This window comes from Anaerotignum lactatifermentans (assembly GCF_014982935.1).
Taxonomy (GTDB): Bacteria; Bacillota; Clostridia; order Lachnospirales; family Anaerotignaceae; genus Anaerotignum; species Anaerotignum lactatifermentans.
In genome coordinates, this window is sequence record NZ_JADCKK010000003.1 from 1 (window position 1) to 23,581 (window position 23,581).

At 40.8% G+C, this 23,581-nt stretch carries 20 protein-coding genes and 1 pseudogene; 1 reads left to right on the forward strand and 20 read right to left on the reverse strand.

Features of this window, described 5'->3' with window-relative positions; translation table 11 throughout:
- The 12 genes and pseudogenes from INF29_RS01195 to INF29_RS01250 form a co-directional block, all read right to left on the reverse strand.
- A partial coding sequence (locus tag INF29_RS01195; protein ID WP_193484118.1) for a recombinase family protein occupies positions 1–302 on the reverse strand: 302 nt, incomplete at its 3' end.
- A 3-nt stretch (positions 303–305) separates the two neighbouring features.
- The gene (locus INF29_RS01200) at positions 306–1,886 is read right to left on the reverse strand and encodes a recombinase family protein (protein ID WP_193484119.1); all 1,581 of its coding nucleotides are present in this window, start codon (positions 1,884–1,886) and stop codon (positions 306–308) included.
- A 57-nt stretch (positions 1,887–1,943) separates the two neighbouring features.
- A complete protein-coding gene (locus tag INF29_RS01205) occupies positions 1,944–2,105 on the reverse strand; it encodes an SHOCT domain-containing protein (RefSeq protein ID WP_193484120.1) in 162 nt (53 codons plus the stop codon).
- A gap of 855 nt (positions 2,106–2,960) precedes the next feature.
- Entirely contained in the window at positions 2,961–6,332 is a 3,372-nt protein-coding gene (locus INF29_RS01210) for a DEAD/DEAH box helicase family protein (protein ID WP_193484121.1), read from the reverse strand.
- On the reverse strand, positions 6,329–7,183 hold the full coding sequence (locus INF29_RS01215; protein ID WP_193484122.1) for a hypothetical protein: 855 nt from the start codon (positions 7,181–7,183) through the stop codon (positions 6,329–6,331). Before INF29_RS01215 ends, INF29_RS01210 begins: the two co-directional genes overlap by 4 nt.
- A 368-nt stretch (positions 7,184–7,551) precedes the next feature.
- Entirely contained in the window at positions 7,552–8,121 is a 570-nt protein-coding gene (locus INF29_RS01220; protein ID WP_193484123.1) for a hypothetical protein, read from the reverse strand.
- Complete coding sequence (locus INF29_RS01225) at positions 8,114–8,917, reverse strand: exonuclease/endonuclease/phosphatase family protein (protein WP_193484124.1); 804 nt, start codon at positions 8,915–8,917, stop codon at positions 8,114–8,116. Before INF29_RS01225 ends, INF29_RS01220 begins: the two co-directional genes overlap by 8 nt.
- Positions 8,918–9,288: 371 nt before the next feature.
- Entirely contained in the window at positions 9,289–9,930 is a 642-nt protein-coding gene (locus INF29_RS01230; protein WP_193484125.1) for a hypothetical protein, read from the reverse strand.
- Between the two features lie 666 nt (positions 9,931–10,596).
- A complete protein-coding gene (locus INF29_RS01235; protein ID WP_193484126.1) occupies positions 10,597–10,896 on the reverse strand; it encodes a DUF4145 domain-containing protein in 300 nt (99 codons plus the stop codon).
- 23 nt (positions 10,897–10,919) lie between these two features.
- The gene (locus INF29_RS01240; protein WP_193484127.1) at positions 10,920–11,756 is read right to left on the reverse strand and encodes a hypothetical protein; all 837 of its coding nucleotides are present in this window, start codon (positions 11,754–11,756) and stop codon (positions 10,920–10,922) included.
- A gap of 12 nt (positions 11,757–11,768) precedes the next feature.
- Positions 11,769–12,920 (reverse strand): restriction endonuclease subunit S, encoded by a 1,152-nt coding sequence (locus INF29_RS01245; RefSeq protein WP_193484128.1) that lies wholly within the window; start codon positions 12,918–12,920, stop codon positions 11,769–11,771.
- A pseudogene (locus INF29_RS01250) lies at positions 12,920–13,816 on the reverse strand (HsdM family class I SAM-dependent methyltransferase); the annotation flags it as partial. The gene INF29_RS01245 and the pseudogene INF29_RS01250, both read right to left, overlap by 1 nt.
- On the opposite strand from INF29_RS01250, the gene INF29_RS14890 reads away from it, so the two are divergent.
- Positions 13,757–13,891 (forward strand): hypothetical protein, encoded by a 135-nt coding sequence (locus INF29_RS14890; protein ID WP_272872619.1) that lies wholly within the window; start codon positions 13,757–13,759, stop codon positions 13,889–13,891. The pseudogene INF29_RS01250 and the gene INF29_RS14890 sit on opposite strands and share 60 nt — an antisense overlap.
- A gap of 219 nt (positions 13,892–14,110) precedes the next feature.
- Here the strand turns inward: INF29_RS14890 and INF29_RS01255 are convergent, their stop codons facing one another.
- The 8 genes from INF29_RS01255 to INF29_RS01290 form a co-directional block, all read right to left on the reverse strand.
- Positions 14,111–14,611, reverse strand: coding sequence for a hypothetical protein (locus INF29_RS01255; protein WP_193484129.1), 501 nt, complete (start codon positions 14,609–14,611; stop codon positions 14,111–14,113).
- 110 nt (positions 14,612–14,721) lie between these two features.
- The gene (locus INF29_RS01260; protein ID WP_193484130.1) at positions 14,722–16,197 is read right to left on the reverse strand and encodes an LlaJI family restriction endonuclease; all 1,476 of its coding nucleotides are present in this window, start codon (positions 16,195–16,197) and stop codon (positions 14,722–14,724) included.
- Positions 16,194–18,443: an AAA family ATPase gene (locus INF29_RS01265; protein ID WP_133145292.1), complete on the reverse strand. Its 2,250-nt coding sequence runs from the start codon at positions 18,441–18,443 to the stop codon at positions 16,194–16,196. The genes INF29_RS01260 and INF29_RS01265 overlap by 4 nt, the downstream gene beginning before the upstream one ends.
- A 17-nt stretch (positions 18,444–18,460) precedes the next feature.
- On the reverse strand, positions 18,461–19,369 hold the full coding sequence (locus INF29_RS01270) for a hypothetical protein (protein ID WP_193484131.1): 909 nt from the start codon (positions 19,367–19,369) through the stop codon (positions 18,461–18,463).
- Positions 19,359–20,408, reverse strand: a complete 1,050-nt coding sequence (locus tag INF29_RS01275) for a DNA cytosine methyltransferase (protein WP_165483717.1) — start codon at positions 20,406–20,408, stop codon at positions 19,359–19,361. Before INF29_RS01275 ends, INF29_RS01270 begins: the two co-directional genes overlap by 11 nt.
- A gap of 5 nt (positions 20,409–20,413) precedes the next feature.
- Entirely contained in the window at positions 20,414–21,439 is a 1,026-nt protein-coding gene (gene dcm, locus INF29_RS01280; protein ID WP_193484132.1) for a DNA (cytosine-5-)-methyltransferase, read from the reverse strand.
- Between the two features lie 17 nt (positions 21,440–21,456).
- On the reverse strand, positions 21,457–21,708 hold the full coding sequence (locus tag INF29_RS01285; protein WP_133145286.1) for a helix-turn-helix domain-containing protein: 252 nt from the start codon (positions 21,706–21,708) through the stop codon (positions 21,457–21,459).
- 44 nt (positions 21,709–21,752) lie between these two features.
- A complete protein-coding gene (locus INF29_RS01290) occupies positions 21,753–23,579 on the reverse strand; it encodes an AAA family ATPase (RefSeq protein WP_133145285.1) in 1,827 nt (608 codons plus the stop codon).
- Positions 23,580–23,581 lie beyond the last annotated feature (2 nt).

A 23,581-nucleotide genomic window follows, 5' to 3' on the forward strand; every position in this document is an offset into this window, starting at 1 on the left:
TCCGCTCGTTCCTTTCTCCGGTTCTGGACTCGCTGAAACAATGCTTCCTCTATCATTTTGGGATAGAAACCATCCCCCAGATATTTTTTGTTTTCCAGTATCTTTCCCACCATACAGCAATGCCAGACTGCTTTTTGATTCGCCGTCCGTATGCCTTTTGCCGTCAAATCCTTAGCAATGGCATTGCAGGATGCCCCATTGTCATAAGCCTGATAAATAGCTTGCACCACCTGACTGGTTTCTGGGTCTATCTGCGCTTTTCCCTGCGCCACAGAATAGCCCAAGGGGATATGTCTTTGCATCCCTCAACGCTCCTTTCCATAAGTTTCTGTCAATATCAATCCATTTTTTAATTGAAACTCTAAACGATTTTCATATACCATCACCCGCTCCACGATCAGCGTGAAGGCTTCTTCCTGAAATATTTCCATAACTTTAGGACGCAACCGAAAGACCGCTATCAAGTATTCTGTCTGGGCGATTTCTTCCTCAAAGAGGCCTTTGTCCTGCAATTTTCTCAGGTTTCGTCGGGCTGTTTCCAGCTCCTGCTCCAGTGCATTTCGCTTCTCTATAAAAATGGCAGCGTCCATGCTCCCTTCCGAAAGAACTTTCTGAAGCATCTGACACTGCCATTGGATTTGCTGTATTCGGTTTTTCCATTGTTCCTGTTCTTTTTGCCCGTCCTCTGGCGCTGCTTTCAGGGCAGACAGAAGGGGGAGAAAAATTTCTTCATAAGCTCCTGCCAGACGGTTCCACAGATGCACAAAGGCTTCTTGGATGACCTCCTCCCGAACAGCTTTCTGATTGCACTTTGTCATATCCTGCAAATGCCCTTTACAGCACCACTGGACTGCTTCATAAGGCTTTCCCATATAAATTTTCTGTCTGCGAAAGACGTTTCCACATACGCCGCAGCGGATACAACCACTGAATACATATCGGTTTAGGGAAGACACCTTGTTTTTCGCTGACTGGCTGCGGTATTCATAAATCTGACGCACAGCTTCCGCTTCTTCCTTGGTGATGATAGGCGGATGGTTTTTCGTAATCAAGTATTTTGGATATGTACCATGATTGCGTTTTCGTGTAAAGGGCAGACAAGAGGTGCTGTATGTCTTTTGATAAATGAGATTTCCTTCGTAGACAGGATTTAAGAGAATTTCCTGCACCACGACTTCATGCCATTTTCCCTTATTCCGTATGGTAGGGATGCCTTCTTCCTGCAATTCTTTGGCAATGGTATAGCAGCCTTTCCCACCCAGATACGCCTCGAAAATCCTGCGTACCACTTTGGCTTCTTCCGATTTTATCACCAGTTCTCCATTCTCGTCTTTTTCATAGCCATAGGCAGGTGTTGAGATTTTATAAGTGCCGTTTTGAAACCGCCGCTGTACCGCCCATTTGCTGTTGGCAGAGATGTTTTCCGCCTCACTTTGGGCAATGGAACTGAGTATGGTCAGCAACTGTTCGCTTTTCTCCGAAAACGTACTGATTTTCTCTTTTTCAAAGTAGACTTCCACACCCATGTCTTTCAGCATACGAATGGTGCTGATACTGTCCACGGTGTTTCTGGCAAATCGAGTGATGGATTTTGTCAGGATCAAATCGATCTTCCCCTTTTCGCAGTCCTGTATCATTTGCAGGAACTGCTCCCGATGGGTCATTTTTGTACCGCTTTGGGCTTCGTCCGCATAAATCCCTGCCCATATCCAATGTTCTTTTTCCTGTATCAGCTTTGTGTAATATCGTATCTGGGCTTCCAGAGAATGCTTCTGTTCCCCTGACGCTGTACTGACACGACAGTATGCACAAACTCGCTTCATCATGGGTGCGTTCTGCTGCTCCTGTTTTCTGACCGGTTCGATTTTTGTGATCTTCTTTTCCATCAGGTTTCCTCCTTTCGCACAACACAATACCACACTTTTTTTGACACATCTATGGTTTTACGCATATACTTGGGCAAGTTCCGGAGAAAAAGTTTCTCGGTTCAGTGCGTCGATTTTTTCGTACTCCTCCCGATTCAGATAACCGCTTTGCAGCATCAGATCCAGTAGTTTTCTGGACAGAGCATAATATACTTCTCTCGTTTCTTTCTTTTCTATCATACAGTTCCCTCCTTTTGTTTTTATCTGTTTTCAGCAACGGTACCAACCATACCTCTGGTGAAAGCAGATAAAAATATGGCAATATAAACTGTGCCTGGCTGCACACATAGGCGTTTCACCTCCCCCGTCATGGAGGCTGCCGTCCTTGCGATGTCTGGGACTCGGCAGAAGTATCATTGCGGCTCTGTTTCGGTCATGGCATTTGATCCTGCCAAAAGATCATTCCCATACAGCAAAAATCGCTCGGATATTTCTTCACATCCTGTTCATCGTCATGGCGCACTGCATGGTGCTGCTTTTCCCTTTCGGGCAAAACAGAGTAACGTATTTATATTGCCTGTATGCAGTTTTCAAGGTACATCGAAGGGATGAAAAAACCTCTTACTGATAAGCCGAAAAATGAGGGTGTTTGCCCCGCTTTTTTCGAAAACTTTTGAAGAAAATTTTTAAATGAAAAAACCCCCTCACTTATAAGCCGAAAAAACGACCCCTTTTACAACCAATTTCAGAAAATTTTTTCAATTTTTTTATCAGAATGATTGTCCGAATAAAAATCCCTTCACTTATAAGCCGAACTGAGAGGTACTTTATGCAGGTTTTTGCAAAATTTCTGATAGTTTGTGAAAAATGCACGATCCTGAACCATCTGATTGCTTTAAAACATACTGCGCCAAGCCTGTTGTTTTTTCTTGGTAAATAACCCTTCATATATCAGGTCACTGCGAAGGGGTTTGATGCACATGATTTTCATTTTTTTCAGAGCAATAAAAAAACAGCTTCAAATCCCTATATTTCGGGTTGAAACTGTTTTTTTGATGTAAAAATTGTATACAATATGATAAAATGATCCGAATCTTACATGGACACCTTCACCGCATTTTCTCGTACCGTATTGATGGTATCCACCAATTCTTTTTGTGTCTTTGCGTCAAAGAGTTTGAGAAAACTGATGGGCTTATCAAAAGGCGGTTTTGTCAGCTCCGCAGGATTTTCCATGTATCCGTTCAATTCGATATGCTGGATCACCTTATGGACAAAAGCGATCTGTTTCTGATTCAGAGACTGGTCGTTGATAAACGCGGAAAATGCGTCCATCGCCGCTTCATGATCCAGCTTGGCAATCTTTCGGATCAACAGACCAAAGGGGGTATCTCCAAATTCCCGTACATAGTCCTCTCTGCTGCCCAATTCACTGGTCAGTATCCGCTCCAATTCCTGATAATCCCCTTGGGACAGCGGTATATTGTGGGTCAGTTTATGGATGGCTAAGGTATCCCCATGGTCATTGACATATCTGTTCACCTTCGCCCGATAATCCTCAAAATCATAGGCTGCCTCCATTTGTACCCCTTCCTGCTGCTCTGTGACAGGGTCTGTCAGTTTTGTGATGATCTGGTGCTTTTTCTCTCCTTCGTCCAGAAATTGAATCAGAGCCCGCAGTTCCTTCCGCACCTTTTCAAACAAAAGCAAATCCTTGGCTTCCCAGAAAGCATCGGTACCGATTTCCCGAATCAGCGGCAGTTTTTCTTTGATTTGCGGAATGGTGACCTTCTTTTCCAGCAGCGCCGCCATATCACAAAGCTGTTTCTTCGCATACTTGAAGGACGGCATCTGCTCCAGATGTGCCAGCATCAGTCCATACATGAAATTATCAAACCGCTTGGCAAATTCATCGGGATCATCCAGAAAAGCCAGCGGCGCAATCTCTCGTTCCAGTTCCCCTTTGTCCAGATCGCTGATATGGGCAAAAGCATCCTCTTTTTGATATTTCTCCACATACCGCAGCCGCATCTTGACGGCGATCAGTTCCCGTTTCAAATTCGCCACCTGTCCATGACAGGTTTCTGCCAACTTCTTCCGCCATGCCTGATAATCTGCATCCGCGAAGGTACTTTCCTGCAACGTCATCATGATTCTTACCTGTTTCCCAAAAATATTTTCTGACAGGGTTTTGGTTTCTCTGGTTTCATAGCCTTCCTTATGCTGACGGAAATATCCAAAATTGCCGCAGTAATCGAAAATCAAAAACCGCCGCTTATCCGTATATTCCCCGTCGATCTGATCAATACAGGACAGTCCCTTGCATAACCGTGTGCCCCGTCCAATCATCTGCCAGAACTTGGCTTTGGAACGGACTTTCTTGAAAAACACCAGATTCACGCATTCCGGCACGTCGATACCCGTATCCATCATATCCACCGATACAGCAATATGGGGTGCTTTTTCCGGTATCTTGAAATCCTCTATGACGGTCTGGGCATAGGAATCGTCACAGACTACCCGCTGGGCAAAATTCCCATGATACTGGGGATACAGAGCATTGAACCGATCCACGATAAACTGGGCATGACGCTTATTCTGGGCAAAAATAATGGTTTTCCCCAATCTGTCGCCGCCTGCCACATGGATGCCCCGTTCCATCAAATCCTGCAGCACCTGATCTACGGTTTTTTCATTGAATACAAACTGGTTCAATGCCGCAGAAGGGATAAATTTCGGCATGACACCGTCCTCTGTGAAATCATCTTCATAGCGTGCCTTATCTTCTTCGGATAAATCGTCGTAAGTAATGCCTTCCTCCAAAAACTTGGTTTTCACTTCATAATTATAATAAGGTACCAGCACTTTATCCTGATAAACCGCCGTTTCATAGTCGTAGGCATAGGTAGGCACACCATGCTCCATCTCAAAGAAATCGTATGTATTCCGGTCTACGTCTGTTTTTGGCGTTGCCGTCAGCCCCATCAAAATGGCGTCAAAGTACTGGAAAATGGCACGATACTTCTTGAAAATACTTCTATGGCTTTCATCAATGATGATGAGGTCAAAATGGGCAGGGGTAAAGAGCCGCTGTCCGTCTTTTGTTTTCGTATCATCAATGGCGTTGAGCATGGTGGGATAGGTGGAAAAGACGATTCTGGCGTTGCGGTCGTCCTTATTGGTGCAGAGATTGCACAGGGACATATCCGGCAGATAGTTTTTGAAATCGTCTTTTGCCTGCTTCACCAATGCGGTACGATCAGCCAGAAACAAGATATTTGTCACATACTTCCCACGGCTCAGCACATCTGTCAGACTGGATGCCGTTCTGGTTTTGCCTGTACCTGTTGCCATCACCAGCAGATGCTTACGAAAACCCTTTTCGATCTGTCCGCAGACGGCACGAATGGCTTCTTTCTGGTAATAGCGGTCGGTGATTTTGTCGCTGATAGGCACTGTTTCCAGTTTCAGCCGCTCTGTCCGGCGGTTCATGAGTTTTTGCAGGTCATTTTTGCTGAAAATGCCGCTGACCTGCCGTTTCGGGCTGGTCTGATCGTCCCAGTAATAAGTTTCAAAGCCGTTTGTAATGAAAATCATAGGGCGTCTGCCAAACTTCCGTTCCAGACAGTCCGCATACAAAACCGCCTGTTTACATCCATTATTAGGGTCTTTGCTGGCACGTTTGGCTTCCACCACAGCCAAAGGCAGACCATCCTTACCAAAAAGCACATAATCCGCATAGCCTTTCTGCCCCACATTACCTGCCATACCGTCCACTTCGTATTCCACCTGCACATCGGCGTCCACGCCTTCCAAATGCCAGCCCGCATCTCTCAGATCCACATCAATAAACCGCTTGCGGGTGGCAAATTCCGAAAGATCCTCCGACTGGAAGGTACGCTCTTTCTTATGCTGGTCTTTTTCCGCCGTGAAACGAGCAGACATTTCCTCGATCTGCTTGCGGAGTTTTTCAATCTCCGCTTGTTTTTCATCCAGCAGGCTTTCCTGTTCCTTGATCTTCTTCACATCCACAGCGATTTTCTCGGCAGGGATACGGGCAGAGTCAAACTTCCGTTCTTGATAGGCGGTGCCATAGCAATAGTCGATCCACTGGACGAATTCAAAAAGGGATTGGAGGCACAAAAGGGCGTCACCCTTCTGGATGTTATGCCCCGTATGTACAGCTTCATTGCCCAGCTTGGCGATAAAGGGCAGCTTGCCCCAAGTATTCCGGTCTACGGCAAAACGGAAAGAAGGCTCATGGAGGAGGGACTGGAGGTTGTCCCGATAAGGCATCTCCATAGAGGTATCGGCGGCATATACCCACTTCACTGCCAGTTCCAAGGCTTTCCGACAGCCCACGGCACACATGGCAGGAGAAGCCGCAAAGATGCGCTCCGCTTCTATGCAGGCAGGGGCAAACAGGGCGTAGGTGGTTTTTTCTTTTAGGAAAGAAAAGTTGGTCATGGGGTCACCTCCTCACATTCTTGCAATACAATTGGATTCATAAGAACATGAATATATGTTTCTTCCTTCCCCATACATTCGATTTTCTCCATATAAACAGAATAAAAATTTGAATGTTCTGTATAATTTAAAATTGCCTCATCTAGAATTATCCTTGTTTCTTCTTCCTGATGAAATTGTTTACCATCTTTATAGACCAATCCTAAAACTGAAATAACTTCCCGTATAATAATTTTAGAAAGACTTCTTTTTTCATCGTCCTGATCTCTTAGTTGATACATTTTCAAGAGAAATGCTTGCATATATGCTATAACTTCTTCGTCGTTATATTCGACCTCAAACATTTCTGGATATGGAAAATTATCTTTATCTCCTTCGATTTCATCATCATGCAAAAACTCGCCTAATTGAAATACATCAAAAGATATTTTTACACCTTTCGAGTTATTGGCACAGGCATAATTATTTTTCAGATATTCTGAATTTCCATTCTTGCTAAAACAAAAAACATATTTACTTCTTAATTCTCTAACTATTTCTTTCACATCTTGACCTATATCCAGATATTCTTTCATGACTTGAAAATATGCTTTATCAATTTTATTTTGATTGAATAAAGAAGATAAAGCCTTTTTCATTAGTTCGACAGAGTGTAAAACTTCCTTTGTATCTCGAAAGCGATCCGCTCTTGTAAAACGAAGATCTATTTTTTCTTTCATTATAATTTTATTTTTGTTTTCTAAAGGTGTATAATGAAATAAAACTGGGTATTTTTCCTTTGATGGATTGATTTCTTTGATTGCTTCCCAAATAAGGTCTTGTAAAGATTGAGAAACAAAATTATTTTTCAAATCCTCACCTCCTTTTTACATTTTTCTGAAATTAGTATTTGTTCTTCTGTAAGCTATTTTATATTTGTCACCTTCATCTAAATTTGCCATTGTAATCAGATAATTTCAAAATCAAAAATCTATTGTTCACCTTTTGTTCTAAATATCTTCAAAAATGGAAAAAAGTTATTAAACAAGAATTCAATTCTATCAATATTTTACATTGGAAGATTATCATCACTATAGTTTCAACCAATGGTTTCTTTGTAATCTATGCTGCACATTAACAAAACTCTACTTTCATACAGAAATGGTAAAGATGACATATTCAAACTTTGCATTAAAAAAAGAAATGTTCATTTTCGTACATCGTACCTTACATTATTATTTTACTCTCCATCATCAGAATCCTCTGTTTCTAAACTAGCTTTTTCAATCCTTTTAGCCTGATTGATTCTAATTAATTCTTGCATAACCGTTACCATTCGCTTTGAATTAAAAATATTATATATTAAATTTTCAAGCTCTTCACGAGTATTGCATGTATAAACATCTCTTACTAAGGTGTCCGAAATGCTACGAGCTATACTCTCATCCAATATTACATCCACAGGATAATTAGCAATACCATACTTTATAAAAAAAACTCTGTATTTATACGCATCATATTCCGGAGTAAAAAGAAAACACTCAAACTTACTTACATTTTGACCGATCCCTCCCAAATCATTCTGAATACTAACAGTTTTCTCTACACTACCTAAGGCTTGCGCTATTCCTGAAAAGCTAGTCTTTGTGTAAGAATAAACACGCCCGCCATAAGGCTGAATCTCCCCCCTAATAATTCCCCGTGTTTCCTCAGGCAATTGTAGTAAAATTTCTTCTATAACTTTATCAGGTGCGGTCAAATCAATATCACTAAAATCCAATTTTTCACCAAAGCTAAGTTTTTTATCCATGAGATACTTCCTCCGTTATTTCAAATATTATTGGTAAATGATCACTGATGTTTTGGTCTGGATGTCCGTTGCTATCTAGCAAATACTTTGTTTCCGTTTCGGTCAATATCTTTAGACTATCCTTTAAAAAACGTTTTTTCAAAATTGGTCTGAAAAGAACTTGATCAAATATATTCCAATATGTGTTTTTTGCACCGCCCCCATTATAATAATAAGTTCCATAAGGTTTCTGGAAATCTCCCAAAAAATTCCACATTGGATTATAGAACATATGATATTCATTTCCAGCTATGATTCTCGAACCTCTCTCTGCCTCACTACATACCGGAATACCATGAAAGTACCGAGCATCAATACAACTTGCTTCATACGGATTAATATTGAAATCTCCAACCACAATAGAATTTTTTGTTCCAATTTCTTCTTCTATGGTCCGTAAATCATGGATAATCCGCTCAATAAGAATTTCACGATAACTTTCGTGCTCCGTATGTAATTTACTGTTTAGATGGACACAACACAATATATCTTTGCCATTAATTATTTGTATTGTATAATGACTCTCATCAAGTTTTAATTCTACACAATCTAATGTCCCTAATAAACATATGCGTTCGCAACAAGTGGCATACTGTTTCATTGTTATGCCGTATAATGCCAACATTGCAATGAGTTCTTCTATCTTTGCAGAATATTCAGCCAATATAATAATAGAAGCATTATTTTCAATGATGAGTTGCCTCAGAACATCATTAATATTTTCGTTTTTATGTGTATTCCAAAATAAAATTCTCAATCCTTATCAAACCATCCTTCACTCAAAATGTTCCTTCATCAAAGCCTTTTTCAATGTTTTCAACTATGCAAGGCTCTCATACATAATTATTTTTGTCTGCTTAACAAACACCAAAAATTGATTTTATAATTCTATTAGTGCAAAAGGAAAGAGCATTTCTGCTAGTTGCCCCTTGTTTAGTATCCCTTTTAATGCCATATTTAAGTACCATATATTGTAGACTTTGATAGCAACATAAACCAGTGTAAATCTAGCACATCATCTTTCTTTGGAATAATTACATTAATTTGTTGATTAAATATTCCCCTAGTATCTATTTGTTTACTATAAATAAAATATAACCTATACTTCAAATTGCCAGAAATAAAACTTTACATTTTTTTCTTTAAATACGCATATCCATTTGAATTAATAGGATTAATTTTTAGACACCTTTCATGTACTTTTATGAAACTAAGCATTGCTTGCTGCGGAACATAGTCTGCCTTTGTTCCTGTATAATCTAATATTTTTTGTAATACCTCCTGTTTATATTTTAATTGGAGTATAATAGATTCAGCTGATTTTTGTTCACTTAGTTGTTTAGATAAATATGCTTGTTCTACTCCGGCAATAATATTTTTCATCTGAAAAAATGTGTTTTCAATCAGATCCTGGATAATACCTCTTTGTATATCCATTTCCCAAATATACTTATAAAAATTATTTATTTCCTGATAATCATCTACATCCATTTTTCTAACAAAGAGATGTTTATATTGATTCCAATAATCAGTCAGAATCAATGCCTTATGCTCATAAAAATATAGTAAGTTTATATTGGTTTCAAATTCTTTAAAATTATTTATTCGATTTATTTCACTCCACAACTCCTTAATTTGTAATACAATCATTGTTGCAGCTTCTTTTTTCTTATGATATTCCTGTAGCCAGTACACCCATAATGCGATTGTACCTACAATCACTAAAGCAATATTCATAAATAGTCGAATTGTTTCTAGACCTATTTCCATTATATTTATCCCCTTTTTAAATTTACTTTTTGTACTTACCTATTATCTATCAAATTACTCCTGCATCAAAACTTTTTCAACATTTTCAGCTTTTTAATACTTGTTTCTGTTTTTTCAGCTTATTCCACAAAATTGTAATTCAATAAATGGAACAATTTCTAGACATTTTTGAAGCTCTTTAAAGTCAATATTATTAGCAGCAACATCTCTAACTCCACTTAGAGCATCCATTTCAATTGCTTTGAAGTATAAAATTACCCTGCTATAAATACTTTCATATCTTGATTAACCGTTAATTCGACTGCTGTAATATCAACAAGAAATATATAGTTTAGAATCTCACTACAAATCATTATCCATATATGGTATTTCAAAACTATTTTTTACCATTGTTTCGAATTACTCACTGGATCCACAAAAATCCCCATGAATCTTGCTCTAGTAGCAAATCTATCTTTTCCAATTACTATGGCATTTAATAATGCAGATGTTGATCTTGTCCAACGCCATGGCATTTTAATCTTTCTCCCATCAAAGAAAAAATCCATTTTTTCAAGTAACTCACTGAAATATTCGGCTATATTCCCCCACTACCTTATTTAATAAACATATTTTTACTTTATGAAAAAACAAATATTCTGGTGGCACATCATCCTTTTTTCATATTCAATCCTGTATGTAGGCTTCATTGCCCAGCTTGGCGATAAAGGGCAGCTTGCCCCAAGTATTCCGGTCTACGGCAAAACGGAAAGAAGGCTCATAGAGGAGGGACTGGAGGTTGTCCCGATAAGGCATCTCCATGGTGGTATCGGCGGCATAGACCCACTTCACCGCCAGTTCCAAGGCTTTCCGACATCCCACGGCACACATGGCAGGAGAAGCGGCAAAGATGCGCTCCGCTTCGATGCAGGCAGAGGCAAAGAGGGCGTAGGTGGATTTTTCTTTTAGGAAAGAAAAGTTGGTCATGGGGTCACCTCCTGAAACAATAATTATGATATAGGTTCTAAATTAATCTTAGGGTTAATCTCAAGTTGTCTAATACCATCCCTAATCGCTTCTATTGGTAACGGATGGATTCTTTCTTTTTCATTTTCAATGCTTATGGTTGTTGGATATGCTAAATTATATTTTTTTTGAAAATCCGCAAAATTTGTACTAGCATTACAATAATCGTGTGCATAATGATAATATACAGTTAAATTAATTATATTTAGATACTTAACTAATCCTTCTATATATTGTCTTATATCAATGCAATTTGGCATAGTTAAAAAATCTTGTTTCAAAATTGCTCCCCAACCATCATATTTCAGTAAATGCTCTTTTTTACAAACCAAATTTACCTTATCTGGCATTGCTACTTCTAGTGTGGTAAAAGGATACGAATAATGAATAATATAATTTCTCAGCTTGTAAAAAAACCTATATTCGATTGATTCGTCAAAAATTCTTTTTAATAAATTATCGAAACTCTTAAATTTATTCTCCCCCTTTCTTTTTACTGATATCGTAGCATAATCTACAAATGTTTTTATAGAAGCGCAAAAATTATAAGTTAATCTATTTGCATTGGTAACAAAATTTGATGGTGAGTTTTGTTCTATAAAAATATTTCTTTTCATTTCCGAATCTGATAGAAAAATTTCCAATTCTTTTCCGTTCTGAACTGCAATTTTATATGCTTCTTTTGTTGCTCCTATATTATCTAAAAAACGAGTTGAATCAAATAATTTATCAAATTCTTCCTTACTTATTTCATCTTTAATCGTAATAATATTTTCTTTTCCCTCAACGGAAAACTCAACACTTGCTGCATAATATTTCATATCACTAAAACCTCACTCAAAATATTTCTGCATCAAAGCCTTTTTCAATGTTTCCAGTTTTTCAAGGCTTTCATTTACTTTTGTTTTTGTTTGCCCTGTTTGATTTACAAAATTGGCAAATTTTCTTTGGAGTTCTATTGATGGTTTATATATGTTTATTTGGGCTATTGCACTTAAAACCAAATCTCTATTTGCAATTCCTTTTGTTAATTTTTGTGATTGTATATAGCAATAATTAGAATTAAGCATATTTTCAAAAAAAATACCATTCAAAGAATTATTAAATTTTAAAACTGCTACATGCACCCAATTTGCAAACTTAATATCAACATCAATAAGTTTTGCAATTCCTGTAGTTCCACCTTTGCTATATAATATATCACCTTTTTGAGGGTTACATTTTCTTATAGATTCTTGATAATCCTTTTCAGAAATATATTTTGCAGTTGAGAAATCAATCTTTCCATTTACAATATTTCGAACAGATATAAATGGATATCCACTTTCTTTACCAACATCTACTAGTGACTTGTGTGGACCATCTTTAATATAATAACACGCTTTTCCAATAGTTGTTTCTTCCCACCCCATAGGGTTGCTTACTGGGTCTCCAAACATCTCCACAAACCTTGCCTTTACCAGCAAATCCAGCTTTTCCAGTTGCTGGCGGCGTTTGGCTATGAGGTCGCTGACCTTGTCCAGCACCGCCGCAATTTTTCGCTGTTCTTCCAATGGCGGAAGAGGAATAGAACATTCCTTTACAATAGAAGATGTTACTGCCGGATAACTTGCTCCAGTCGCTTGAGCAACCATATTTTCAATAAACGCAGGTGATTGACAAAAGTAAAATACATATTTGTTATCAGTATTAGACAGACATCGTAATACACAATATCCAGTTGATGCAACTGTGATGCTATCAAAACCTTCAGTTACCAAAGCAACAGCATTCAAGTTTGGACGAACCGTCGAAACAAGAATATCTCCCGGAAATACCAGTTGTTTTGCTCTACTTGGTGCGTCCTCAAATGACATGATTTGCGTTTGTATGATTTCTTTCCGTTGATTATCAACAGAAGATATGTCAATGTAGTTTATATCACCCTTATATGTTGACTTAATTGTATCAATTTTCTTCTGACATACATCTCCTAACTTTGCCATCACAACATTCCCTCCAATTCTGCCAGTCCTTTGGTAATCTCCATTTCCAGCTCATTGAGATCTGCCAGAATCTCCGTTGTAGAAGGGTATTCCACTGGCACATATTCCACCTTTTTATACTTATTGATGGACAAGTCATAGTCGTTTTGGGCGATTTCCTCTTTTGGCACAAAGAAGCTCTGTTCTGTCCGCTCCCGTTCTCCTTCCTGCTCCAGATGACAGAAGCGGTGGATAATGTCGGGAATGTCGTTGTCGGCGATTTCGCTGCGTTTGTCGTCCAGACTGAAGCCGTCGGCTTTCATATCGTAGAACCACACATTTTCTGTACCGCCTGCCCCTGTTTTGGTGAACACCAGCACCGCCGTAGACACGCCGGCGTAGGGCTTAAACACGCCGGAGGGCATGGAGATCACCGCTTTGAGCTGATGGTTTTCCACCAGTTCTTTCCGAATGCTTTTATGGGCTTTGGACGAACCAAAAAGCACCCCGTCCGGAACGATGCAGGCGCATCTGCCCCCTTTTTTCAGCATCCGCAAGAACAGTGCCAGAAAAAGCAGCTCTGTTTTCTTGGTATTGGTCACGGCTTTCAGATCGTCGTTGATGCTTTCGGCATCCACTGTCCCTTTGAATGGCGGATTTGCCAGACAGACCGTATAAGCTTCTTTGATCTGGTTCTGTTTGGATACGCTGTCCTGATAGTCGATTTCCGGGTTAGTGATGGAATGGAGCATCAGGTTCATGGCGGAGATCCGCAGCATGGTTCTGTCCGTATCAAAGCCAGTGAAGGCTTCCCCTGCGAAATGTTCCCACTGCTCGCTGGTCATGGTGTCCTCGTAATGCTTGCGGATATATTCCGAAGCGGATACCAGAAAGCCAGCAGTACCACAGGCAGGGTCTATGTTCCTACTGATTTTGATACAAAAGAAAAAGCCCTCTCCGGGGCAAAAGCCGCCGAAAAAGGCTTGAAATAAGGGCTTCCGAGGTCATGCTCTGACTTTGGAAGCCCTTGTTTTATGTGTTCATTTGTCCTGCTGCCGCTCGGTAATGTGGCGGAGTGACAGCCTTGCGGTGTAGTGATTTTGGAATAATTAAAAGGTGTGGAAAAATTAAAAGGTTTCCGCAACAGCCCATCTGTCATTCCACATAAGAGACCGTACATTCCTTAGTTACAACTGTTCCTCAGATTTGTTTCAGTCCATAACCATGTTGCCGAACATCCATGCGATACCGTGTACGATGTTTCCCACATTAACTGTTCCATCATATCGGAGATATAGATTAAATGTAAAGCCAAGCGTCTCTACCACAATATCACAGTTCGGCTCATCTGATTTGGCTGATGGATTCCACTCCACATCAAGAACTCTGCCAGAAAACAGGATATGTGGACTCTGCTCAAAATGCTCCCAATCGTTATTCGCTGGGAATGTCCCCATTGGAATCATAGAGATGGATGCCATTTTATTTTTCTCGTCTTTGCAGTAGTCTTCCTCGGAATTAAAAATCCGTATATCGCTCCCCACACCACAAATATCGATGGCACACGAGCCTTCTTTCGCATCCGTGTATTCATCCGCATTGTCAATAAAGATGTTGAATGGTATCTCCAGGCCCTCATCATCACTGGTTTCTACCCTGGCAATTTCCCCATCTTCGTAATCCATAAAATACAGGAATTTCAATTTGGCCATGAGACACCGCCATCCTTCCTTCGAACCGTTTCTGGTAGTCCATGACAGCCGTCATATAGCGGATGTCATTCGAAAAACAGTTTTTATGTTTTGCCGATAGTATTTCCTCGTCATCGAAGATTCAAGTCTTGTATGTCCAACTTAGTGTTTTTGAGGTAGTGTGTAAACACTGTTTTCGCCGGCAAAAGACGCACTTGTATGTCCTCCAATCCCAGCCTTTTCATCATGGCAAGGGAGACAGAGCCCTTTTCGATAATTTCCGACATTTCTGTCGGCATAAGGAAACAGTTTTTTACCGTACCTATCTGGTGAGCATCCACAAAAGGCTGATAGACCAACTGGTACAGATACTGCTTGGTGATGGACTCAATACCAGGCTGACCGCGCAGCTTTTTATTATGTTCCAGTTGAATATTGTAGTATTTTGCATCAAAAATGATAAACTGACAGTGCCCATCGACATTAACGATTGAAATGAGGTCTGGGATGAGCGTGTCCTCGGCCTGCTTAACAAACGGTTCCCCGTTCGGTGCAGTTCCAGACCACTGCGGTTTATCAATCAAATCGATGAGTTTCTTATACCTCATATCGTGATATTGCTCAGCCAATGGTACAGGTAGTCGCAATCCACCAATCGGCTTCTGTAACTGATTGTCCAACACCTCTGCACATACTTTTTCCCACACCATATTAAAACTGTTCGTTCCGAACATGCTGAAGCAGTCCAGATCATCCAGGGCACTGCTGTTGGCAATGTAGGCATACAGCGTTTTCAGCAGAAGCTGTTTGCGAGTATTAAACTGGACATTGAGTTCCTTAATGATACGCTCCAGAACATACTCTTTGTCTCCAAAGTCCTCGATCTGCTCATCGGAAATATCTACACCCATGATGTCAAACAGATCTAACAGGTCGGCATCTCTCAATTCCTCCGTGCAACGGGTGAGGATAGACTCATGTAGGCGCTTGAAGAAATCGAAATCGTCATTCACACGCTTCATGGTCAACAATTCCGGGTAGTACGGCCGGTTGTTGCTTAAGAGGGTGAAAGTTTCGTTGATGGTCTTATCCCAAAGAATGTCACCGGCTCCGTTGGATTCGATGATGTCCTGCGTGTTGGTGTAGGCACCGTACTCGAAATAATCCTGGAGGAGGAACAGCATAACAGCCAGCATATTGAATGCGCTGCTGTCACTCGTATCGTTGTACATACGAATAATTTGTTCCTTGGAATTGTACTTTTCCAGAACCTTCAACACCTGTTTCAGTTCTGTTTTGGGAGCCGTGGTATCGAGCAGATATTTTGGATAGCATTTTAGCACACGACCCTCAATGGTAATAACGCCCACAAAGGTGAACACATAAAGATACTCATTTTCGCCGACCTCAACATCGGCGATTTCGATGTCCTCATCTACCAGATCGGTAAGATCCTTTTGGATGTCGTTTGCTTTTACTGCCTTCAACACGCCATATTCTTTCAGACGTTTCAGAATGTGAACAGTCTTTTCCTCAGAGCAATGGAACTCTTTAACCAGGTCTTCCTGGGTATAGCGTTTTTGTTCTCGTAAAAATACTGAAATCATTCTCCATCATCCTCTGGGACACTATCAATAAACTGGCTACTGATTCCCTCGCAGAAAATATATACACCCTTGATGTCAAATTCTCTGCAAATCTTGGAATACTGAGTCTTTGCCTTTTCGTCGCAGCCACCAAACAGCGTAATACGCTTCTGTTTTGCGGCATCATCAAACAGGTACATAATGACTTTGTTCTTAAAGACACGAGTGAAAACAGTGGGATCGATTATTTCACCTTCCGGCAGATTCTTTTTGGAAATGAAATATGGGCCCAGCAACTTATCCTCGTTCACTTTGTAGGTAAGTAGTTCGTTATTGATAGCTTTGCGGAGCGCATTCCATTCCACAATGCGGCGATAATCACCCTGACCGAGAATGACCTTTTTTCCAACGATTCCGGCTTCACTATCATCAATACCCAAGTAGGTAAAATCCCATCTGCGCTTGAAAGCAGTATCCATCGGAAATACACCCTGGTCAGCACTGTTCATGGTAGCCCAGATGAACATATTGTCAGGGATACGGATTTCGGAATAATCGTTGGGATTGCCACCGAGTTCTCCCGCCAGATACTTTTTGATGTCCTCAGATGCCTGGATTGGATATTCACTGACCTCATCACCACCACGGTCAAGCAACTGAAATACATCACCGAACACAGCAGCAACATTGGCACGGTTAATCTCCTCAATTACAAGCAGGAACGGCTTAGGAGCATCAGTCCTACTGTTCTGGAGGGCTTTTACATAAATGCGCATGAATGGCCCCGGTACATAGGAATAAGTAATGGCATCTTTGCCCTCGCTGTCTTTGCAAGGTACCGGCTTATATGTACCGACAAAATTGGCGTAGGAGTAATCCGGGTGGAAAGTTACACGCTCGCATTCGCCGCCATCTGCAAGTAGCTGCTCCTTTTCGTAGTTCAGAGTGAAACTTTTACCAGTACCAGGAGCACCGAAGAGGATGCGGTTCCGTTCAAAAGAGGATAGGTATCCCGTATTGAACTTAATCGGGATATAATCATCAACCAAAATTGGAGACTTCTCCGTTCCTCGCGACCAATAATACTTTTTATACAAGAATAGAAGATTTTCAGGTTTTTTTATCTCATAACATGTAGTTAAGTATCCCTCGTCTTCCGGAAGTCTATCGGATTCGTCAAACGAAGAATGCCACACACCAGATTTTTGATGTGCCATATCTTCATTCTCTTCATAAAAATATGGGGAGAGCGAATCTACAAAAGCTATTAATTGTGAACCATCCATCACAGTAATAACAGAAGTCGATGATGTTTCATAGAAAGCTTTTATTTCTCCAGCTTTTCTTGAGGCTGTTTTTCTATCGTTCTGATAGTAATGCTCTAACAGAGCTTCTGTCACCTTGTCTCTGTCAAGAGAGCCATTTTTGATGTAGTTGAGCAGGTTGCCTGTCTCTTTCCATCCGATGGCTATAATTCCCTTACTCATCCATTTCTCAGCATAGTGTTCAGACTCATCAGAAGAACCAAGCCTGAAGAAATGGCGGATTTCTCCAAACATTGCATAACAGACATCTTGAAAGTTAGGAGACATATAGTTTGTTCTCTTTTTAATAAGTGCAAGCTGCCCGTTCATACCATAGTATTTTTCACTTGGTTTTATTCCAAATCCGAACAAAATATGCTTAAGCCAATCAGTTACATACCAACCGATAAACTGGTCGGGAAAAATCATGTGCAAATATTTCTGCACCCATGCGTAGGTGGCAAATTTACCCATTAATGCGTTCAAATCATCATCCAATTTCTCATAAGCTTCGACAGAGTCGAGTGTTCTGGATTGAATCATCTCACAAGCACTCACAAGGTTGTCGCGGATTGTTTTACCAAATTGCAACGCATCTGACTCTGAAAGAACTTGAGGTGTCTTTGGAGCGCCAGTAGTCCATGACCCATCTTCCTGACGTTGAAAAAGACCGAACTTGAATGATGAGCCGCCTGAAATACTTCCAAAAGTGCGCTTCAACTTCTGATTAAACTCCAAATGGTAGCAAAGACTATCATTAGTTCCATCTGCCGTTAGGAAGAGGTAGCTTAGCAATTCATCGTCACTTAATTTTTTCAAAACGTCAGGGCCGAATTTTTCTTTGAAATCATTAAGCAGACTTGTTATTTCGTCTACAGGAGTATCAAACCTAACGGTGTGAGTCTTGGGATACTCCATAACCAAATTTCCTGCTCGTTCATATATCATAGCTTCGTCTTGCATGACTTAGTCCTCCTCTTTTAGTCCGCCTTAAGGATATATTCAATGCTATTATCATAATCGCCGTAATAATCGAACCAATCCTGTTTGAAATTTTCTTCCTTATATATCCAAAAAGAGGACGAGTCCGAAAGCCGCTTACACACACAATCTACTGATTTTCGTTCTTTTATCGAATATGCGGATAGGGCGATATTATTTCCATCCGAGCTGACATTAAAAAGTAGCGTCTGTGAAAGAAGTTTCATCCAATCCGACATATTTCTTCTTGCTCTCGTTAGTGGCTGAAGTTGTTGACCGCCATGCCGTGATGCTATGATGCTCTCAGTACAAAGTGAATAATCCAGCATAGTCGTACATCGTACTGCATATGCCTGCATTTCGTCCAATGATAATATGGGCTGTTCACCGCTTTCCCACAACTTATATAAAATCTTCCATATTAATGCCGCTGGTCTTATTTGGATATTGTAATGCGCCTGCAGTTCCGTAAAAGATTCATAATTAAAGTTTTCACCATAGCTTTGCATTAAGGATGGACTTAATTGAGACTTATGCCCGTTCGGGTACTGATACCTTAGTAATTGTAAGGTAATCAATTCTGGATAAGAAAGGTTTTTGTTCAAATAAGCCATCGCTATAGGCGTAAGCGTTAGTACCTTGGTTATTCTCGTAGAGTATATGAGTCCAAATTCGCTCAATATCTGCTGATAATCTCTCCAGGCATCAACCTGATTGCTATCTGCTCGAACATTGGCTGTAAGGATTCCGTTATTGACGAGATATCCGTTTATTTTCTTCGCATCTATAGTTTCTCTTTTGCATAGGAGACAAGCATTCAGCAGACCATCAAACACCTCGGCTTTTAAGACTCCGGCGTGTTGAGTAATTGGCCACGATAAGCCTTCATATGGAATATTAGGATACATTTTGCGCCTCCAACACTCTTTTTATTGCCGACAGTATTTCATATGCTAATAAAGGCGGCACGGCATTTCCTACCTGTCGATATTGCTCGGTTCTTGAGCCTGAAAACTCATACCAATCGGGGAAACTTTGTAAACGCGCAGTTTCTCTAACTGTCAAAGCCCTTGGCTCATATGGATGAATAAACGGTCTTGCGCCTCCTGCAGAAGAACCAATCATCACTGTACCCGATGGCATATCCGGTTTTAGTCTGTCCGAATAAGATCCGCGATCCCTTCCACCTTGGGGGACTGCTTCAAAACGCTTTCTTACAGCATCCGTATGAACTCTGATCACTTGATTTGGCAATCCCTCTACACTTTCCAGAGCATACTTGCTCGGCATCTTATCGGGGAGCTGATCGTGAAAAGGACCTGTTGCATTTGTTGGGAAAGAAAAGGATTCACACGATATATCAGGTCTAAATCCAACAATAAAAATCCGTTCTCTTTCTTGCGGAATGCCAAAGTCAGATGCATTTAATTTGGTTCTATACAATTGATAGCCCGTTTTGTTTTCAATGAATTCCAAGAGATTAGTAAAATCCTCTCCATGATTTACTGTCATCAAACCAGGAACATTTTCAAACATAAACACCTTCGGTCTCAACCCAGATACAAGCTCAAAATACTTTATAGTCAATTTGCCTCTTGGATCATCCAAAGACTGCCTTTTGCCCATAATGCTAAATGCTTGGCAGGGCGGACCGGCTATAATCAAATCTATATCTCCTTTAATATTAGCCAGGCTCCTGATTTTTTCAGCGGTCAGATCCATTGCATCATCGTTATATACAGAAACATGGGGCAGGTTGGCTTTTATTGTTTCTGTATATGTCGGAATGATATCACTCACCAAAAGCGTCTTGAAACCAGCAAAATGAGCCCCAAGATCAAGACCGCCGCCACCGCTGAACAGACTGATACAGTTATATTTATAATCAACTTCTTTGCTGAATGAGTTCAGCCTCTGAAGATATATGTTCGTTTTCTTTTCACTCAAAATAGTCACTCCTCCTGATAGCCAATTGCCTCCACAATATCCCTAAAAACAGACTCAATTACAGGGGGACAGACCGCATTGGCCAATTGTTTAGCTGCATCCGTTCGAGAAACTGCCGTAAAATCATAATTATCCGGAAATCCCATAACTCTTTTCATTTCGTTAACGCTCAAGTGCCTACGCTCTTTTGAAAGAATCGGAATATGTGCTCCACCGCCCGAGTTCAAAACTGTAAGGGTAGGTAAAGGATTATCAATTGACAATGCTCTTACGCCACTCGACCTCACCTGAAAAACACAATCACTGAGGTCACAATTTGCCGCGACACGCTCCAATGACTTTCTTGTCCGAGGAACATCAAACGACATTTCATCTATGGTCTTAATGCCCAGATAATAATCAATGTACTCATCCCATCTTTTGGTTATTGGGATAGAGCGATCGCCGTGAATGACGAAAGGTCGAAAAGCTGTTTTTTCTGTCCTCTTCTTTGTAAATTCAACTATACACTCTCCGTAAATATCCTTACGAAGGCCCACAATATAGATGCGTGAACGGCTTTGAGGGATTCCAAAATATGCACTATCCAATATAGCGGAAGATACGCAGTATCCAGCATCCGTCAGCTTTTCAGTAATAACTCGAAATGTCCTTCCTTTATCATGCCTTACCAGATTCGGAACATTTTCCAAAAATACTATTTGGGGCTTCTTTGCCTCAATTACGGACATCAGTCTAAAAAAAACCGTTCCTCTCGAATCCTTAAATCCAAGCTCTTTTCCTGCAGCAGAGAATGGCTGACAAGGAAATCCTGCGCACAGCATATCAAAATCAGGAAGATTAAATGGATTAATCTCAAAAATATCTTTTGAGTCAAAACCAATCCCGAAGTTCTGCTTATAGGTCTTTTCGCAACTGTCATCAATTTCGTTTGTATAAACGGGCTCAGCCCTTATTCCTGACGCCTCAATTCCAAGTCGGAAACCGCCGACTCCCGTACAGAATTCTGCATATCGAATTGGTCCCAACATGGTTCTACTTCCTCTCATTAATTCCTCACTCTATCTTTTGATGATGGGGATAAAGCATCGCTCTCTTCATCGTCAATAAATTCCATAATATCACCAACATCGCATTTTAGCGCACCGCATATACGTAGCAGAACATCAGTATTCACATTTCCGCCTTTTCCGAGCTTGGCAACGGATGTGGCGCTAATACCGCTCATCTCCCGCAAAGTTTTTTTATTAATCCCGCGGTCAATAAGAAGTTTAAAGAGTTTGTTATAGCTAAAACGCATCTGCATTACCTCCGTGATTTCTCTCTTTCTACATTCTACATAAATTACTTCACATCATTTAGGAATCCATATCGTGTTCCCGGAATCAATCCTTTGCCGAAGGTTTCAACGACCGCGCCATGCTTCTCGTATTCAAGGGAAGGGATATGGTCAAGGTTCTCTATAATAATAAGCTGTCCCTCGTCTTGATGATTCATGAAGTAGCGGTAAAGCCCAGCTCTCATACTATCCGGCATCCTGTCATCCACCCCATCATCGAAGCCGTGAAGCGGAGTATCAATGATAAAAATGTGAGGATCGAATTTAGCATTTAGCGCCAGATATTTCCGCAACATCATTATCATCACTGTATTAAGGTAAGAGCGGTAGCCTTTGCCGTGGCTCGTTCCTTTATCCTCGCCATTTACCTCAATATCAAACGTTGTGAAATTGAAGTGCGCTTGAAGCAAACCGTAATAATTGCATTCCTTAAGAATGGAGTGGGCATATTCAGACATCGTGGTGGCAAAATCATCCCCAAAGTAGTCCTTGGGATGATACTCTAAAGTCCTATCATTTTTCTGCTCGTTTTCTAAAGCAGTCAGATCGTTTCCAAAGTCCGTGGCATAGGCTTCAATCAATGCGATCTCACTGGCAATTCGGAGATATGCCTTATAAGCATCGACTGTGTTTTGCTGCTCACTTTCCTTGGGGCGTAGTTCTGTTTTAATTTTAGATTCGAGAGCATCACGCTGCCGCTTAAACTTATCAAGTTCGGCCTTGATTTCTTTCTTCCGTTCCTCGACATCTTTCTCCGTATCTTCAAGACCGGAAAGTTGAGCCATCGTCCGCTCCATTTCTACTTTGGATGCGGCAATATAGGATATCCGCTTACGAGGAGTAATCGTTCCTTCGCAGTATGGACATTTGGTGACTTGTGGAACTTCATGATAGGCTTCTTCTCCCTCGACAATGAGAGAAAGCCGTTGAATATCAGCTTTATACTGCGCGGCAAGCCTGTGGTATCTCGTCAAAAGAACATCGCACTCCGCAGCTCGTTCCTCTGCTTCCAGAATGGAAGAGAGAATTATTTGGCTTTCTGCAAGCGCACGGTCAATTTTTTCCCGTGTATCCTGCAATGCAGCGGTCGCTTGGGCTATTTGTGCTTCGACATCCGCGCCATCAAAAATGTGCAGATCTTGTTCAAGCTGCTCCTTGCGCTCCGCAGCATCCCGGATTTTCCGATTAACATACTCGGCTACAGCTTTTCGGCGCGCTTTCTTTATTTCCTTTTTCTCTTGGGCATCTGTCTCTGTAAAAGTCCTGCCGGTTATTAGATACAAAAGTGCCGAAAGGAATAGAGTGTTCTCCATATAGCGATGTTTTGGCTCTACAATAGAGTCAATATCATCAATTCGGTTTTCGTCTAAATAAAATACACGCAGCAAATTGCGCCAGGTAAGCCGCTTCTTTTCGAACCTTGCGTTCGTTACAATCATGGTTTCTTGCTCGATTCCAATGAGCTTCAGCCATACTTCGTTCAGAGGTGGATTCTTTGCTCCCTTACGGTAATTGACATCATAGGTGCCGCTATCTATACCGTCTATGGTGCTGGTCACCTCTACCTGATTCTTTCCCACATTCCTATGAAGAGTGACTTCGCCATCACGGTCATTTGATCCGACAATCATGGTCACGCCGTCATATTTTGCCGTTTCCTTAAACGGCTTGTCCACGGATCCACCGAAGATAAAGTCAATACAATTTGCCACGCAGGTCTTTCCACTGTCAGAGCGTCCCTGTATGATGGTCAGTCCTTTACCGAAGGAAACGCTGGCATCGCCCTTGGCGGTGCTTTTCGCTATAACTTTTTTAATGTAAAATCCCGCCATCG